13 protein-coding genes and 1 pseudogene are annotated in these 15,848 nt (G+C 64.6%); 7 read left to right on the forward strand and 7 right to left on the reverse strand.

What is annotated here, in order from left to right; translation table 11 throughout:
* The first annotated feature begins 48 nt into the window (after positions 1-48).
* Positions 49-849: an SDR family oxidoreductase gene (locus FHG66_RS01660; protein WP_218013768.1), complete on the forward strand. Its 801-nt coding sequence runs from the start codon at positions 49-51 to the stop codon at positions 847-849.
* A gap of 161 nt (positions 850-1,010) precedes the next feature.
* Here FHG66_RS01660 and FHG66_RS21440 read toward each other — a convergent pair whose 3' ends face one another.
* Entirely contained in the window at positions 1,011-1,175 is a 165-nt protein-coding gene (locus FHG66_RS21440) for a hypothetical protein (protein ID WP_176556079.1), read from the reverse strand.
* A gap of 222 nt (positions 1,176-1,397) precedes the next feature.
* Here FHG66_RS21440 and FHG66_RS01665 point away from each other — a divergent pair, with 222 nt between their 5' ends.
* The gene (locus FHG66_RS01665; protein WP_139074945.1) at positions 1,398-2,384 is read left to right on the forward strand and encodes an SDR family oxidoreductase; all 987 of its coding nucleotides are present in this window, start codon (positions 1,398-1,400) and stop codon (positions 2,382-2,384) included.
* A 190-nt stretch (positions 2,385-2,574) separates the two neighbouring features.
* On the opposite strand, the pseudogene FHG66_RS22815 reads toward FHG66_RS01665, so the two are convergent.
* The 4 genes and pseudogenes from FHG66_RS22815 to FHG66_RS01685 form a co-directional block, all read right to left on the reverse strand.
* A pseudogene (locus FHG66_RS22815) lies at positions 2,575-3,224 on the reverse strand (IS6 family transposase); the annotation flags it as partial.
* Between the two features lie 210 nt (positions 3,225-3,434).
* Positions 3,435-5,903 carry a glycoside hydrolase family 2 protein gene (locus tag FHG66_RS01675; RefSeq protein ID WP_139074946.1) on the reverse strand — a complete coding sequence of 823 codons (2,469 nt, stop codon included), beginning with the start codon at positions 5,901-5,903 and terminating at the stop codon, positions 3,435-3,437.
* Between the two features lie 1,028 nt (positions 5,904-6,931).
* The gene (locus tag FHG66_RS01680; protein WP_139074947.1) at positions 6,932-7,678 is read right to left on the reverse strand and encodes a DUF1194 domain-containing protein; all 747 of its coding nucleotides are present in this window, start codon (positions 7,676-7,678) and stop codon (positions 6,932-6,934) included.
* A 292-nt stretch (positions 7,679-7,970) separates the two neighbouring features.
* Positions 7,971-8,489 (reverse strand): DDE-type integrase/transposase/recombinase, encoded by a 519-nt coding sequence (locus tag FHG66_RS01685; RefSeq protein ID WP_281282895.1) that lies wholly within the window; start codon positions 8,487-8,489, stop codon positions 7,971-7,973.
* A gap of 254 nt (positions 8,490-8,743) precedes the next feature.
* On the opposite strand from FHG66_RS01685, the gene FHG66_RS01690 reads away from it, so the two are divergent.
* The 3 genes from FHG66_RS01690 (at position 8,744) to FHG66_RS01700 (ending at position 11,568) form a co-directional block, all read left to right on the forward strand.
* The gene (locus FHG66_RS01690; RefSeq protein ID WP_139074948.1) at positions 8,744-9,691 is read left to right on the forward strand and encodes a substrate-binding domain-containing protein; all 948 of its coding nucleotides are present in this window, start codon (positions 8,744-8,746) and stop codon (positions 9,689-9,691) included.
* Positions 9,692-9,754: 63 nt separating this feature from the next.
* Positions 9,755-10,798, forward strand: coding sequence for an ABC transporter permease (locus tag FHG66_RS01695; protein WP_139074949.1), 1,044 nt, complete (start codon positions 9,755-9,757; stop codon positions 10,796-10,798).
* Between the two features lie 2 nt (positions 10,799-10,800).
* Entirely contained in the window at positions 10,801-11,568 is a 768-nt protein-coding gene (locus tag FHG66_RS01700; RefSeq protein WP_139074950.1) for an ATP-binding cassette domain-containing protein, read from the forward strand.
* A gap of 298 nt (positions 11,569-11,866) precedes the next feature.
* On the opposite strand, the gene FHG66_RS01705 is transcribed toward FHG66_RS01700, so the two are convergent.
* A complete protein-coding gene (locus FHG66_RS01705) occupies positions 11,867-12,181 on the reverse strand; it encodes a MocE family 2Fe-2S type ferredoxin (RefSeq protein ID WP_139074951.1) in 315 nt (104 codons plus the stop codon).
* Positions 12,182-12,251: 70 nt separating this feature from the next.
* Positions 12,252-13,286 (reverse strand): LacI family DNA-binding transcriptional regulator, encoded by a 1,035-nt coding sequence (locus tag FHG66_RS01710; protein ID WP_139074952.1) that lies wholly within the window; start codon positions 13,284-13,286, stop codon positions 12,252-12,254.
* Between the two features lie 505 nt (positions 13,287-13,791).
* Between FHG66_RS01710 and FHG66_RS01715 the strand changes: the two genes are divergently transcribed.
* Positions 13,792-14,883 carry a Gfo/Idh/MocA family protein gene (locus FHG66_RS01715; protein WP_139074953.1) on the forward strand — a complete coding sequence of 364 codons (1,092 nt, stop codon included), beginning with the start codon at positions 13,792-13,794 and terminating at the stop codon, positions 14,881-14,883.
* A gap of 25 nt (positions 14,884-14,908) precedes the next feature.
* Positions 14,909-15,820, forward strand: a complete 912-nt coding sequence (locus FHG66_RS01720; RefSeq protein WP_139074954.1) for a sugar phosphate isomerase/epimerase family protein — start codon at positions 14,909-14,911, stop codon at positions 15,818-15,820.
* Positions 15,821-15,848: the final 28 nt, after the last annotated feature.

Here is a 15,848-nt window from a genome sequence, read left to right on the forward strand (position 1 = left end):
AGGCCTTTTGACACTATTAGAAGACATTCGGCTCGCTGCGACGCATTCATGGTCCGACAGCTTGTCGACGTCATCTGCGTAGGGAGGAATGCTGTGCCAGTTCAACTCTTCGATCTGACGGGGCGCAGAGCCTTGGTAACCGGGTCGTCACAGGGTATCGGTTTTGCACTGGCGCGAGGGCTGGCGGAAGCTGGCGCTTCGGTGGTCCTGAACGGACGCGATCCTGCGCGGCTATCTGCGGCAGCGGCGCAGATCCCCGGAGCAGCCTCGCTCCTTTTCGACGCCACCGATCACACGGAAGTCCGGCAGGCCGTGGACAGCTTTGAGCGCGCGACCGGACCGATCGACATCTTGGTCAACAATGCCGGAATGCAGCACCGGGCGCCCCTCGAAGAGTTCCCGGCCGACGCTTTCGAACGGCTGTTGCAGACCAATATCGCGAGCGTATTTCATGTCGGTCAGGCCGTTGCACGCCACATGATTGCGCGCGGTCGTGGCAAGATCATCAACATCGCGTCCGTCCAGACTGCCCTCGCCCGGCCAGGGATCGCACCCTACACCGCAACCAAAGGCGCGGTCGGCAATCTAACCATGGGAATGGCCACCGATTGGGCGAAGCATGGCCTGAACTGCAACGCGATTGCGCCAGGCTACTTCGATACTCCGCTCAATGCCGCCTTGGTGGCCGATCCCGACTTCTCCGCATGGCTCGAGAGGAGGACCCCCGCAGGCCGCTGGGGCCGTGTCGAAGAACTGGTTGGGGCCTGCATCTTTCTGGCTTCAGACGCCGCAAGCTTCGTGAACGGGCACGTTCTTTACGTGGATGGCGGGATCACAGCGTCACTATGACGGCCCGCATCGTGCTCATGGCAACTGAAGGCACCATTTGGCGGTTGCATCGGCGCACCTCCCTGTCCTTTCGCCTGGGAACAACGGCCTCCAGCGCCCCAGACGGTGTGCCGGACACCACTCACCTGCACGCACACCTCGTCCAAATGCCAGCGCCAGCGTCAAGACTTCGTGCTGCCCACCCCCTTCTTGCGCATCTCGGCCGCGAGCATCGGCGCGAAGCGCAACCACCAGATCCGCACCGTCCCGTGGCTCACCTCGATCCCGCTCCTGCGGAGAAGGTCCTCCACGTTCCGCATGGGGAGCGGAAAGCGAACGTAGAGCATCAAGGTCAGCCGCGTGCTCTTGGGGGCTGATGCGGAGATGCCGGAACGGACGGCGCTGGGCCGTTGCCGCCAGGCGGGGCAGAGCCTCAGCCCGACTGAACCTGCATCGCTCCGACACACCTCCGCGTCTTCACCTTCCCCCAGGCGAGGCGTCCCTGCCCTCTTGGCCCGCCGCGCTCGCGGCCTAGCTGCCGACCCGACGTCGCGCTGAGAGGAGCCGCCATGACCGACCTGTCCCATGCCTCTGTCGTGATCACCGGCGCCTCCTCCGGCATCGGCCGCGCCACCGCCCGAGCTTTTGCCCAAAGAGGCGCGCGCCTCACCCTTGCCGCCCGGCGCGGCGACGTGCTGGAAGAGGCCGCGCGTGAGTGCCGCGCCCTGGGCGGCGACGCCGTCGTGGCGCCTACCGATGTCACCGACCCCGAAGCCGTCCGGGCGCTGGCACGCGCCGCCCAGGACAGGTGGGGGCGTATCGATGTGTGGGTGAACAACGCCGGCGTGGGTGCGGTCGGCCGCTTTGACGCGGTGCCGCTCGACCTCCACCGGCAGGTCATCGAGGTGAACCTCATGGGTGCGCTCTACGGCGCCCATGCCGTGATCCCGGTGTTCCGGCGGCAGGGTGCGGGCGTCCTGGTCAACAACGTATCCATGGGCGCCTGGGCGCCCATGCCCTTTGCCGCGGCCTACACGGCGTCCAAGTTCGGCCTGCGCGGCCTTGCCGCCAGCCTCCGCCAGGAACTGGCGGAGCACCCCCGCATCCATGTCTGCGGTGTCTTTCCATCCATGATCGACACCCCCGGCATCCAGCACGGCGCCAACCTGTCCGGCCGCAACGTCGATCCCGGCCCCTACCTTTACGCACCCGAGCGCGTGGCCGAGGCCATTGTCGGCGTCGCCCTCCACCCCCGAGCCGAGGTGGCGGTGGGTTTCCCCGCGGGCTGGGCACGCTTCGGCTACGGCGTGGCACCTCTACCGACCGAGGCCGCCATCGGCTTCGTGGCCCGGCGCGCTATGGACCGCGCTTCCCGGGCACCCCTGCGGGAGGGGGCGCTCCGGCACCCCATCCCCGACGGAACGCACGCGAGCGGCGGCTGGCTCGACCGCCCCGGCACGGTGGAGGCAGGACGTGCCAACACCGTCGTGCTCGGCGCCGCTGCCCTGGGCCTCGGCGCTCTGGCCCTGAGCCTCGCGCGCCGTCGCCGGGCCTAGGCTCGTCACCGCTGTCAGGTCTGGAGAGGGTACTGTCAGAGGAAACAGACTTGCGGCGGCCCTTGTCGTCCTGACCCGCTGTCGTCCGGACACGGGATCAGAGTTTCTCGGGTCAAAGCCAAGATGAGTGACAAGAGGCAGGTCGACCAAGCGCTCTTGGACCTCGACACGCCGGTTTGCTTTGACAATGCAGTTGCCGCCACTCGGCACGAGCGCCGGTGCGGCCCTGCTTGCAAGCAGGGCGGCTGGGGAGGCTCCGACCTGAACTGAGTTGGTTGCAAACCGAGGAGTGGACGGCGGCAAACGTCCGGAGACCGTGTAGACGCCGGAAGCGCTGCATCACTCTCTTCTAGCCATCGGAAGAGCTGATGGGAGTTCTCAACCCGGTTGCTCTCCCAACGACTAGTGAGTTGCCGCCCGCGGCGCCGATCTCCTTGAGAACGGCTCCATGAAAGCGATGCCCATCCGTCAGGAGTTCCTCAAGTCGCCCATTCCGCTTCATCGTCTTGCGCAGAACGTCAGGGCAGCCTTCTTGTCCCGCGTCTTGGGCACGAACGCACCCAGCACCTCGCCTTCGTCTCCACCGCTCGCCAGAGATAGTGCTGGACCCCGTTCACCTTCACGAACACCTCGTCCAAGTGCCAGCGCCAGCGGAAGGAGCGCAGCCCACTCGCGCGCTTCTTTCGGTTCTTAGTCGCGAACACATGGCCGCATCTCAACCACCAGAACTGCACCGTCTCGTGGCTTACCTCGATGCTGCGCTGATGCAGAAGGTCGTCGAACTTGCCCAATGGAAGCGGAAGCTGGAAGCGAATAGAGCATGACCGCTTGGCGGACCACCTCTGACTAGGTCTTGAAGCAGCGAAACGAGTTGCGCTGGGTCGTGCCGGATAGGCATGCGAGGTTCCTGCCCTGTTCAAGACAAGTTCTTCTGACACTGCTCGATTGAGAGCTCCCGTTCTACGGTCGCAATCTGCCTCGGCGGATGCCCCCACTTGACGCTGGTCCGCCTGACACCGCCCGTCAGGATAGGCACTGCGAACTGGCCTTCTAGCTTTCAGAGATCGGCCGTCTCGTTTCCAGACCAAAGAGGTCGTTGGCGCAGCGCAGGACCGGGGGCCCCGTGAGCGCGATCAGGTCGAACTGCCGATCGCTCCGCACGTCGATGGTGCGGCGCTCACCAGGGAGAAGCGTGATGAGCATTTCGTCGGCCTCCGCCTCCGGGTCGAGCCGGTCGGCGAAGAAACACAGATCCTTGAGCAGGGTGCGCGCCTCGATCTCCACGAGGCAGCCGGCCTGGTGTCGGTGGAGCGTGACGGAGAAGTCGGGCGGCGGGAGCGCGAGGTGCACGTCCTCCGCAAAGTAATGGGTTGCCGTGCAGTCCCCCATCGTGGCGACGATCAGTTCGCGCGCAGAGTCGCCGGGCGTCGCGATCTCGGGCGGGATGGGCAACTCCTCGGCCGTGAAACGGTCCACGCACAGTCGCCAGTGACGATGCTCGGCCAGCACAGTGCCGTCGAAGCTCAGGCGACGCAGGTGGACGGGCACGCGCCAGAACATTGGGGCGTCGTTGATCGCCACGGCGGCCAAGCCATCCCCGCGCGGCTGGATGGTCAGGAGGTGGGGCGCGAAGATCCGACGCAGCGCGTACCAAAGCGGTTTTCGCTGCCCCCGGCTGTCGATGGCGGACCAGGACGTGACCGGCCAACAGTCGTTAAGTTGCCAGACAATCGCGCCCATGCAGCGGGGGCGGTGGGAGCGCCAGTGCTCGACGGCCAAGGCGATGGCGCGTGCCTGATTGAGCTGGGTGACAAAGTGCCAGTCGTCCATCGAGGATGGTCGCGGCAAGTGCCCGTCGAGCCCCCGCAGGAGCTTGTCGTTGCCGTTGGTCGCCTTCTGGTGGTGCAGCACGCCCGAGGAATCCGGCGACAGGGGGCCGCGCACGGAGGCGGACAGTGTGGCCCAGGTCGGCGGGGCCTGCCAGCCGAACTCGGACACGAGGCGCGGAACGCTGTCGCCGTAATGCTCGTAACCTTTCTCGTTCCAGACGTCCCAGACATGGGTGCAGCCGTGGTCCGGATCGTTGGGGTGGATGTCCATGGAGCCTGAATAAGGGCTGCCAGCCCAGTAGGCGCGGGCGGGGTCCAGTTCGGCCACGAGACGCGGCAGGAGGTCGAGGTAGTAGCCCAAGCCCCAGCTGAGATCGCCGAGCGGTTCCCTCCAGCCCCAGTCGAACCAGCCCCAGATGTTTTCGTTGTTGCCGTTCCAGATCGCGAGCGAGGCATGAGGCATGAGGCGGACGATGTTGTCCCGGGCCTCGGCCTCGATCTCGGCAGGGAGTTCACCCTCCTCCGGATAGGCTGCGCAGGCAAAGAGGAAGTCCTGCCAGACGAGGATGCCCGCCTCGTCGCAGGCGTCGTAAAAGGCGTCCGTCTCGTAGATGCCACCGCCCCAGACGCGAAGAAGGTTGATGTTGGCCGCCTTGGCCTGCGCGACGCGGGTGCGGTAGCGCTCAGGCGAGACTCTGGGCAGAAAGATATCGTCTGGGATCCAGTTGGCGCCGCGAACCCAAACCGGGACCTCGTTCACCACGAGGGCAAAGGCGGAACCATGGACGTCGGGCGAGGTATCCAGGCGAATGGAGCGGAAGCCGACGCGGCGGGTCCACTGATCAAGCTGCACCTGAGAGGAAGTGAGGCGCACGGACAGACCATAGAGGGGTTGGTCGCCGAGACCGTGCGGCCACCAGAGCTGGGGGTCTGCGACCAAGAGAACGAGGCGCGCCCGGCCAGTCGCGGGATCGACCACGGCCCGGGCAGTCACTCCGGCCACCCCGGCCTCGACCGTAAGGGGGACGTCCGGGTCGAGGAGTTCGACGACGACATCGATCTCTACCGTCCCCTGCCCTCCAGCAAGGCTGACGGTCGGGCGGACCTCGCTGAGACGCGCGACGGACCAGCTCTCAAGCCGGACAGGCTTCCAGATGCCTGCGGTGACGACGGTCGGCCCCCAGTCCCAGCCGAAGTTGCAGGCCATCTTGCGCGTGAGGTTCGCCGGGCCCGGGTAGTTGGCGGGTCGCGGCGCGACCTGCTTCGCGAGGTCCTTGCCCTCGGCCCAGGCCGAGCGAAACGCGACCTCGAGCCGGTTTGCCCCCTCGCGCAGATGAGGCGTGATGTCGAGCCGGTAGATCCGGTTCATGTTGCGCGTCTCGCCGAGACTGTGCCCGTTCAGCGTGACCGTGGCAAAGGTGTCGAGCCCTTCAAACACGAGATCCACGCGGGGATCGTGGCCCGCCCAGTCGAACGTCGTCCGATAGGTCCAGTCCTGCCGACCAACCCAGTCCTGTGCGATCTCGTTGCTGTCGAGGAACGGATCGGGCAGGAGCCCAGCCGCCAGCAGGTCCATATGGACGACACCCGGAACCTCGGCCGGGATGGAGTCTGGCAGACCGGGAGGCAGGGACGGCCCCGTACCGCGCAGGACCCATTCCGTTGGGAGAGCATGGCTGGTGAGGGGCATGCAAGCATCCGTACTGGAGGTGCTACTATCGCTCGATACGGCGCTGTCATGCCCGGATGGCGCCGGTGACCACAAGAACTGATTTGGTGGCGTGGATTCAAAGCCATCGCGCGACGGCTCGACATACCAAAGTCGAGGATATGCTGCCATGTGCCGAGGACGGACACGTTGCCGGATGCAGTCGCCTCAGGCCCCATGGTCGGAGTCGGACCAATGCGACCGGCACTGTCCAAGAGAACCGCCTGGATCGACCCCTACCGCCCCGCCCCGTTCTTGTCTGGTCACAGGACCAGCGTTTCATGGCTCGAAGCCAAGACGACGAGTGGAAACCGGCCGGGCGAGCGCTGCGGATGCCCAGCAGGTCGATTTCCTCTGACAATGCCAGCCGACGCCACCAAGGGTCAGGCTCTGGAACCGCTTTGGTATCGTACTCGGTCAGCTGATTCATACTGCCCGACTTTGGCGGGCGGGATGAGTGAACAGTTCCGTCTGACGGGTAAGCAGGTCGAGCGGCGTAAGTCGCATCTTCCCGAGGCGCGCGGCAGGGATCCTCACCCCGATTACTGATTGGCCCGCTGTCTCCACGAGTTCCCGCAGCCCAAGAGGCCAGTCTGTCGGAGTCTTGGCGCCTTGCCAGCCGAACCTTGGAAGGTTCAGGTTCCGAGTGGAAGTGGCGGGAGCAGGCTGCCATACTAGCGGCCTGCCCGGCTACCAACCCACTCGTCACCGCCGACCCGTGTCAAGCGCGGCTACACCTGGAAGTCTTCCCGAGTTGCTCCGATCAACGTTGAATGAGCTGCGTTGGGCCTGCTCGAGGCATGAAATGCCTGCGCTCAAGCCAAGGAGCGCCACAGCGTGCCAAGCTGCCAAAGCAGTCGTGGACGGCGCCGCAGAGGGGTGCCTGTCGGCTCTGTGGACGCGAGCGCCTCGGGCTTGGCAGGCGGAGTGCGGGTGAAGGCTCCACACTTTTAAGGTCGCGCCGATGAAGGCTCTCGGGCAGCTAGGAACAGGAGCCCCATTTCACTATCTCAGCTCGGCGACTGCAGCCCAGTCGCGGAGCCCTCTCCGACGATAGGCATGCCCAACTCGCGCAGCAGCTTCACCTTCATCGCCCGCTCGTAGTCCTCGTAATCTTCCGCCACGATCCAGAAAGCGCCGGGGCCATGCAGGACATGAGCGTCGAACCAAGCCACAAGATCGATCTCTTCAGGCGGGATGTGCTTGATCCGCAGCCTGTCGACGATGAGCGCATTCACCGTGACATCGTCGAACAAGGGGGTGCGGTAAAGAACCTCTGGTCTGACGCCCTCGTTGTTCTCTCCGTCTCCTGAGATGTCCACCGTCTGCGCCGCACAAGGCGGACCGCTGCTCAGGACTCCCGCAGCATAGACGAGTGCGGTGCCAAGGCCCGTGGTCCCGGCCGGCTTCTGGCGGCTCTCCCCGACCTCCTCCCCTATGCCAAGAGCGGCTGCGACACGGACGAGGTCCTCCTCGGTGTCGATGATCTGCCAGCCTGGGGTGAGATCCATCTGATAGGACGGGCTCGACCACTCGAACGCAAAAAGCGCGACCGGCTCACCAGTGAGAAAGGCCCGGATGACCTCCGGTGCCAAGAGGGCCCGAGCCAAGCCGTCCCGCTGGAGCCGGTCCTCGACTGCATCCACCGAAGATGACACGTCCAGAGCCAGCACAAGGGCGAGCCGGCAATCCTGCGCCATGACCGGAAAGGTCAGCCCCAGCAGGGTCACTAAGCTCCAAGGTGCAACCGCAGCCATACCCGACCTTCGGTGAGTGCTCCCAGTTGTAGCACGAGGAGCCCCGTAGGCAGCAGTATAAGCAAACGGGCCCGAGCCTGGCAGGACCAGATAGTTGGTGGGTTTTCGTAGGGTCCGAGTGGTGAGGAAGGAGGTGCGAGCCTCCGTCAGTGCTCCGAACGGTGCCGTCCTTGATCCTTACGCCATGACGACAGCCCGATGTGACTCGTGCACTCTGTTGGATGGGAACTGTAAGCTCTCTACGGGGCGGACCTTTGCTGACTGGATCAGCAATAAATCCTCGAAACTTCGCCTAAGCGGATGAACGACATGAGGCTCCGTTCAAGCCTAATCGTCCGAGCAACACCTTTGGCCGCGCACTTCCTCGTTGCTCGCAGTTTCCCTGTAAACCGCTGCAACCCACCTCTGCTGGACGCCCGTGCCGTTCCATCATTTTCTTAAGGCAGATCAGGGCCGCCTTCCTGTCCAGTGCCGTAAAGACAAACGCTTCCAGCACCTCGCCCTCGTGGTCCACCGCGCGCCAGAGGTGGTGCTGTAAGCCGTTGATCTTCACGATTACCTCGTCGAGGTGCCAGCGCCAGCTAGAGGTGCGCATTCCGCTCACCCGCCTGCGCCGGATCTCGACTGCGAACATCGGGCCAAACCGCTGCCACCAGAACCGCACGGTTTCGTGGCTGACCTCAATCCCGCGCTCATGCAGCAGATCCTCCACGTTCCTGAGCGACAACGGAAAGCGCAGATCCAGCATCGCCGCCAAGCGGATCACCTCGGGCGAGGTCTTGAGGCACCGAAACGGGCTGCGCTGGGTCATGCTGGAGAGGGCAGTGGGACCCCCCGCCCGGCTCCACAATTTTCCTCTGACACTGCTTGTGGGGATGGTGGACGACGAATTTTGTCGCTTTCGCGAAGCCCTCGGAAGAGTATCGTGATCTAGGTTTCCGAAGCCAAACTGCCGCGCGGTTCTGCCAGATCGCTCGAAAAGGGCCGACTGCAGCACCTGGCATTCGGGGCCGTTCCCGTAGGGGCCGTTAGAGCCCAAGGGTCCACCAGAGGAGGAGAACCACCATGCTGAGACGGATTTTCTTGGGAGCGGGGGCGATGTTGGCCCTTGTATCTGGAGCAACGGGCGCACTTGCGCAGGAGGAAGGTGCCAGGACCTTCTACTGGATCTCGCATGGGGCGCCAGCCGACCCCGTCTGGACCTACTTTCTGCAGGGCGCGGAGCAGTGGGCTACGGATACCGGCCATTCAGTGAACACCTCCTTCCATTCGGGCGATGTACCCTCTCATCAGGAGGCCGTACGTGCGGCCATCGCCGCAGGCGCCGACGGCATCTGCTCGACGAGCCCCGACCCGGGCTCGCTGGTTGATGTAGTTGCCGAAGCGCGCGCCGCAGACATCCCGATCGTCAACTTCAACACGTCCGACGAGGCACCGGACTGGAACGCCTATGTAGGTGGCGACCTGCTATCGATCGGCCGGCAGTGGGCGCAGTACCTCGTGGACAATCAACTTGTGCAGGAGGGCGACTTCGTCTGGATGCCTGTCGAGGTTCCTGGCGCATCCTATGGCGTGGAGGAAGAGCGGGGCATCGCCGAGGTCTTCGAGCCCCTGGGCATCACCTGGGAGGTGACCGACGCCACGCTCGACCAAGCCGAGATCATCACTCGTATGACCGACTATCTGACGGCGAACCGGGAGCGCATCTCGGCCATAATCGGCCTCGGGGACTTGGTGACCGGCTCGGTCCAGCGGGTCTTCGACCAAGCGGGGATCCCGGCTGGCGAGATCCCGGTCGTAGGCTGGGGCAACAGTCTCGACACCACGCAGGCGGTGATGGACGGCTACGTCAACGCTGCCATGTGGCAGGACCCGCAGGCTACCTCTTACATGTGCCTGTCGTCCCTCCTCATGGAGTCCTCGGGCATTCCGATCGGCTTCGACGTCCTTACCGGCGCGCTCTACGAGGCCGAGACGGCGCAGCTTTACCACGGAATCATGGGCGGCCAGTGACGGCGGCTCCGGCCTGCGCCCCCTCGGGCACGGGCCTTTCCTCCCTTTTCCCCGGTGTCGACCATGGCCAACTCAACCTCTGCGCTGCCGGCTCATCCACCCCGGCCAGGCGCGCTCCGTGCGTTCGTCTCCAAGCCTGAGTTCGGGCCGCTGGTGCTATTGGTGGGGATGATCGTCGTCTTCACCTCGATCAACCCCGCTTTCCTGTCGCTGACCAACATCGGCAACGCCCTGACCTTCACGGTCGAGCTGGGCTTTATTGCGCTCGCCATGACCCTCCTCATGACGGCGGGCGAGTTCGACCTGTCCGTGGGTTCGGTCTTTGGCTTCGCCCCGGTCGTGATGTGGACGCTGGTCAACACCGGAACTATGCCGCTTGGGCTGGCTTTCTTGGTGGCGCTTCTGCTTGCGCTGGGCATCGGCCTGATCAGCGGGCTCTTCGTCACGCGTCTCGCCATCCCCTCGTTCCTGGTCACACTGGGGATGCTCCTCGTCGTGCGTGGCACGGCGCTCTGGCTCACAGATGGCTTCCCCCAGCGCACTTGGAACGCCGGCGAGCAATGGCTCGCGCAGGTTCTCGTGGGCGAGATTTGCATGGGGGGCGAAGGCGTAGGCTGCGCCGGCGGCCTTCGCATCTACATGAGCCTGATCTGGTTCGCCATCATCGCCGTTGCCTTTCACTACCTTCTGACCGGAACGCGCTTCGGTAACTGGATCCAGGCCACAGGCGGCAATCCTGGCGCGGCGCGTAACCGCGGCGTCAAGACCGGTCGCGTCAAGATCATCCTGTTCATGCTCTCGGCCTTGTTGGCCGCCTTCGCGGGAGCCATCTCATCAATCCGTGTCTCGGCCGCAAATCCGAACTCGGGGACGGGCTACGAGCTCGAGGTCATCGCGATGGTAGTCATCGGGGGCACCGTGCTGACCGGCGGGCGCGGCACCATCGTTGGCACGGTCCTAGGCGTTCTGATCCTCCGTCTGATGCGCAACGGGATCGTCATGATCGGGGTCCCGGGCCTCGCCTACAACATCTTCATCGGCGCTATCATCCTGGGGATGATGGCGCTCCATTCCGGCCTTGAGCGCCGGCACAACCCGGGGACCTGACCATGGCCGGAGCCAACGGCGACATCCTCGTAGACATGCGGAACATTGAGAAGTCCTACGGCGGCGTTCACGCGCTCCGGGGCGTTAACTTGTCCATCCGACGTGGAGAGATCGTGGGGCTCTTGGGCGATAATGGTGCCGGCAAATCCACCCTGATCAAGGTACTCTCCGGCGCCGTCCCCTATACGAGCGGCGAGATCGTCATCAAGGGCCGCCCTGTACGGATGCGCTCAACCCTCGACGCTATCGCCAATGGCATCGAGACGATCTATCAAGACTCAGCGCTGGTCCCGCAGCTCTCCATCGCACGCAACCTGTTTTTGGGGCGCGAACTGCGCAAGGGCCCACGCTTTCTCGATCGCCTGGACCTCGATCGAATGAACGGGGTCGCGGCCGAGCTCTTGCGCCGAGTGGGCATCTCCAAGAACATTCCGCCCACGACTCCGATCGGTTCGCTGTCCGGGGGAGAGCGTCAGGCTGTGGCAATCGCCCGCGCCATGTACTTCGAGAGCGACCTCATCATCCTCGACGAGCCGACCAACAATCTCGGCGTGGCCGAGACGCAGGGGGTCCTCCGCTTCGTGCGCGAAGCGAGGGACACCGGCCACAGTTGCGTCTTCATTGCTCACAATATTCATCATGTCTTCCAAGTGGTAGACCGAATTGTGGTCATGCGCCGAGGCACCATCGTATCGGATGATCTCTCGCCCCGGACGTCCTCTATCCAGGAAGTCGAGGACATCATCACTGGCGAGCCTGTCGCAGCATAACTCGCACAGCCTTGGCCCGCGCAGTTCGCTCCGCTTTCGACCAATGGTCGGGTCTTCTCAATGAACACGCTGTTCAGGATGAGAACTGCGAGGTCGCGCCGATTAGCTTTACGGCTATGCCGCCCTGGACAGCGCGTTTGGAGGCGACACTCGGCGGTATTTCCTTGTGTGCGCCTTCCTGGAGAAATGATGCTCGCTCAAACATACAGAGCTGGCAGCGACGTGAACGGGGAAGGTCGGAATCGCCTGGGTCGGGACGAACGGTTCGCGGGAAGCAGCACTTTAGGTCGGCAGGACCTCAGTCCACCTGCACGAGCACGCGCCCGCCCTCGGCGCGGGCCGGATAGGTCCGCAGGTTCACGCAGACGGGCGCACGCTTGGCCTGCCCGGTGCGATAGTCGAACTGCCCGTTGTGCTTGGGGCACTCGATCACGTAGTCCATGACGAGGCCGCCCGCGAGATGGACGTTCTCGTGAGTGCACAGACCGTCCGTGCAGAAGAACTCGCCATCCGGGCTGTGGTAGAGCGCATAGGTCTTGCCCCCGTGATCCCAGCGCATCACGTCCTCTTCGTCGATCTCGTCCACCGCGACGGCGTCGATCCATTGGGTCATCGTATGCTCCTTTGTTTGGCGTGAAGAAAAGCGCTGCGCCACCGACTCGGCACAGCGTCCGGTGCGTTGGTCAGTCCTCGGGCAGGTTTTCACGGAAGACGACTTGAAGGCGGGGGGCCACGACTGCGTATGACTCCTGCCGGGCGGCCATGGTCAGTGCGTTGAGCGCCTCGCGCGCCTCGACCCGGGGGTTCTGGTCGATAACGGCATCCAGCACCCCTTCGAGCAGAAGCCGCTTGTTTCCCTCAGTCGCCTCGTGCCCGATCAGCACCACGCGACGCGAGAGGTCACGCTCGCCAAGAGCCCGGGCGATGCCGGGGTTGCCAGCACCGGCGTTATAAATGGCCGCAAGGTCGGGATGGACGTTCAGAAGAGCCTGCGTTTCGGCATGCGCCCGGTCGGGATCATCCATGCTTTCGCATTGCGCCACGACCTGGACTCCAGGAAAATCCTCGGCCAGCACGGATCGGAAGCCCATTTCGCGTTCCTCGTGGCCGCGGTAGAACCGTGAGCCCGCGAAGAATGCCACCTTGGGGGCGTCGCGGCCCACTAGGAAACGGCCCAGGATGTAGCCCGCCAGCCGCCCCGCCTGTCGGTTGTCGACGCCGATGTAGGCGACCCGCGGCACAGTCAGGACATCCGAAACCAGGGTCGCCACCTTGACCCCGCGCTGCGCCAGACGACGCAACCCTTCGCGGACAAGTGGATGATCCAGTGCTACAAGCCCGAGCCCGTCGAGTCCGGCTGGTACCTGATCGAGGTGGCGGGCGAGGCTACTGGGGTTGAAACCCTCGATCGTCTCGATCCGGACGTCCAACTCGGGGCGTGCGGCGGCCTGCGCCTCGATCTGTCGTCTTAGCGCGGCGATGAAAGCATTATTGCCTGCAGGCAGCAGGAAGCTGAAGCGAAGACGGCCTAGCTGGCTCTCCGCCACAGTGGGCGCTTCGACCTCCGACAGGTAGCCCAGGCGCTTCGCCGTGGTGAGGACGAGGTCGCGTGTTCGGGGATGGACGCCCTGCCGATTGTTGATGACTCGATCAACGGTGGCCGAAGACAGCCCAGTCTCCCGCACGAGATCCGACAAGGTGGGACGAAGCGGAGCCATAGCGAAAACGACCTAACAAAGCCTCAGGGCAGGGTGTGGGAACAAATGCTCCTGGCCTACCAACATGAAAAAACAATCATCTGTCTAGCCGGCCCCCAAGAAGGCTGCAGTCCTGCATGATGGCTTCTGATCTAATCTGATGACTATGTCGGCGAGATGTCAAGGCTCGGCGGCCGGGGATCAGGCTACCCATGTCAGCAATAGCAGTGGCGTTCTGCATTGGCTTAGCCGCCCAGCATCTACAGCGGCGTCTAGACCACCCAAGCGGCGATCTTGCAGGAAATGATTGACAGCGGCCTTTGCTCATCAGAAAACATCATCCGAGATGAGGAGGCATCTCAGCTGCGGGTCGCGCTGGGCGGACGCAGGCCCGGGCCGGCATGGTTCGCCACCAGCCCCCGGCGCTGCGCAGGGCCAAGGATCGTCTGCGGCATTGACGGCCCAGCGCCGCGGCCCTCGACGGGACAGGCCGGCCCGCCGTCCGGGTAACGTGAGGAGGAGAGGCATGAGAAGCGCGACGGACTTCGCTCCGGACCCCGAGGTCCGCAGCCGGCAGTTCCGCATCGGCTGCATCGGCGCGGGCATGATCATGGCTGACTGCCACCTCGCTGCCTACAGGCAAGCGGGCTTCCCGGTCGCGGCGATTGCCTCGCGCACCGAAGCCCGCGCCCAAGGCGTCGCGGATCGCTGGGGCATCCCCAAGGTCGTGCCCACGCCCGAGGCCCTGATCGAGGACCCCGAGGTCGAGATCCTCGACATCGCCTATCCGCCCGACCAGCAACCCGCACTGATCCGCCATGCGCTGCGCCAGCCGCACATTCGGGGCATTCTCGCTCAGAAGCCGCTGGCGCTGACGCTGGCCGAAGCCATCGCGCTGCGGGACGAGGCCGCCGCCGCGGGCAAGATCCTGAGCGTCAATCAGAACATGCGCTACGACCAGTCGATGCGCGTGCTGAAGCAGATCCTCGACCGGGGCGACCTGGGCGAGGTCGTCTTCGCCCAGATCGACATGCACGCGATCCCGCACTGGCAGACCTTCCTCGAGGACTACGACCGCCTGACCCTCGCCAACATGAGCGTCCATCACCTCGACGCGCTGCGCTTCCTGTTCGGCGACCCCGACGAGATCACGACCGTCGCCCGCAAGGACCCGCGGACCCGGTTCGAGCATGGCGACGGCATCACTGTCTCGACGCTGCGCTTCCCGTCGGGAGCGCTGGCGCTGAGCCTGGAGGACGTGTGGTCCGGCCCGCGCGAGAAGGGCTACAAGGACGACCAGCACATCACCTGGCGCGTGGAAGGGATCGAGGGCGTCGCCAAGGGCAGCATCGGCTGGCCCACGGGCGCGGCCTCGACGCTCACCTACGCCTCGCGCAAGGCCACCGGCGGCGAATGGGTCACGCCCAGCTGGGACACGATGTGGTTCCCGCACGCCTTCGTAGGGGTGATGGAGCAGCTTCAGCACGCCATCGCTACCGGCACGCCGCCCGCGCTGTCCGTGGAGGACAACGTCCGGACCATGGCGCTCATCGAGGCCGGCTATCGCTCCATCGCCGAAGGGCGGACCGTGCGGCTCGACGAGATCAGCATCCGATAAGACCGACCAGGGGAGGAACGTCACCATGCTGCAGACCGGGATCTTCACGGGGTACTTCCCCTACGGCCTGGAAGAGACGGCGAAGCGCATCCGCAGCCACGGCTTCAACACCGTCCAGCTCGACCTGCACTTCAAGGACATCGACCTGAGCCACGGGCAAATCACGCCCGACAAGGCCAAGCGCGTGCGCGACACCTTTCGCGACAACGACCTGCCGATTTCCTGCATCTCGGGCTACACGAACATCATCCACCCGGACGAAGGCCATCGGACCCAGAATGTCGAGCGGCTGAAAGAGATCATCCGCAACGCCCGCCTGTTCGGCACGCCCTACGTCATCTCCGAGACGGGAACCTACAACACCGAATCCGAATGGATGTCGGACCCTAAGAACCGGACCGAGGAAGGCTTCGAGACCTGCCGCAAGGTGATAGCCGAGCTCGCGCAGGAGGCTTACGACCACGGGTCGATGTTCCTGCTGGAAACATACGTGAATAATGTAGTTGGCTCGGTCGAAGAAACGGTGCGGATGTTCGCGCAGGTGGACCATCCGGGCCTCGGGCTGCTGATGGACCCCACGAACTACTTCGAGGACCACAACATCGACCAGATGGACCGCGTCCTGAACCAGGTCTTCGACACGCTGGCCGACAAGATCAAGATTGCGCACGCCAAGGACGTGGCCCGCGCGCAGGACACGACCGAAAAGCACGCCGATATCGGCGACGACGACGCGCTAGCCTCGCACACCTTCCGGGGCGTGGGCGCCATCGCGCTCGACGCGCCGGGGATGGGGGTCCTGAACTACGACCTCTACCTGAAGCGGCTGAGCGAGAAACACCCGAACATCCCGATCATCATCGAGCATCTCGACGAGGCCGACGTGCCCCGGTCGAAGAAGTTCCTTGAGGACAAGATGCGGGTCCAGGGCCTGTGACGATCCCGGGCCGCCTGCCACGGGCGGC

It is taken from the genome of Rubellimicrobium rubrum (assembly GCF_006152115.1).
In the GTDB taxonomy this organism is placed as follows: Bacteria; Pseudomonadota; Alphaproteobacteria; order Rhodobacterales; family Rhodobacteraceae; genus Rubellimicrobium; species Rubellimicrobium rubrum.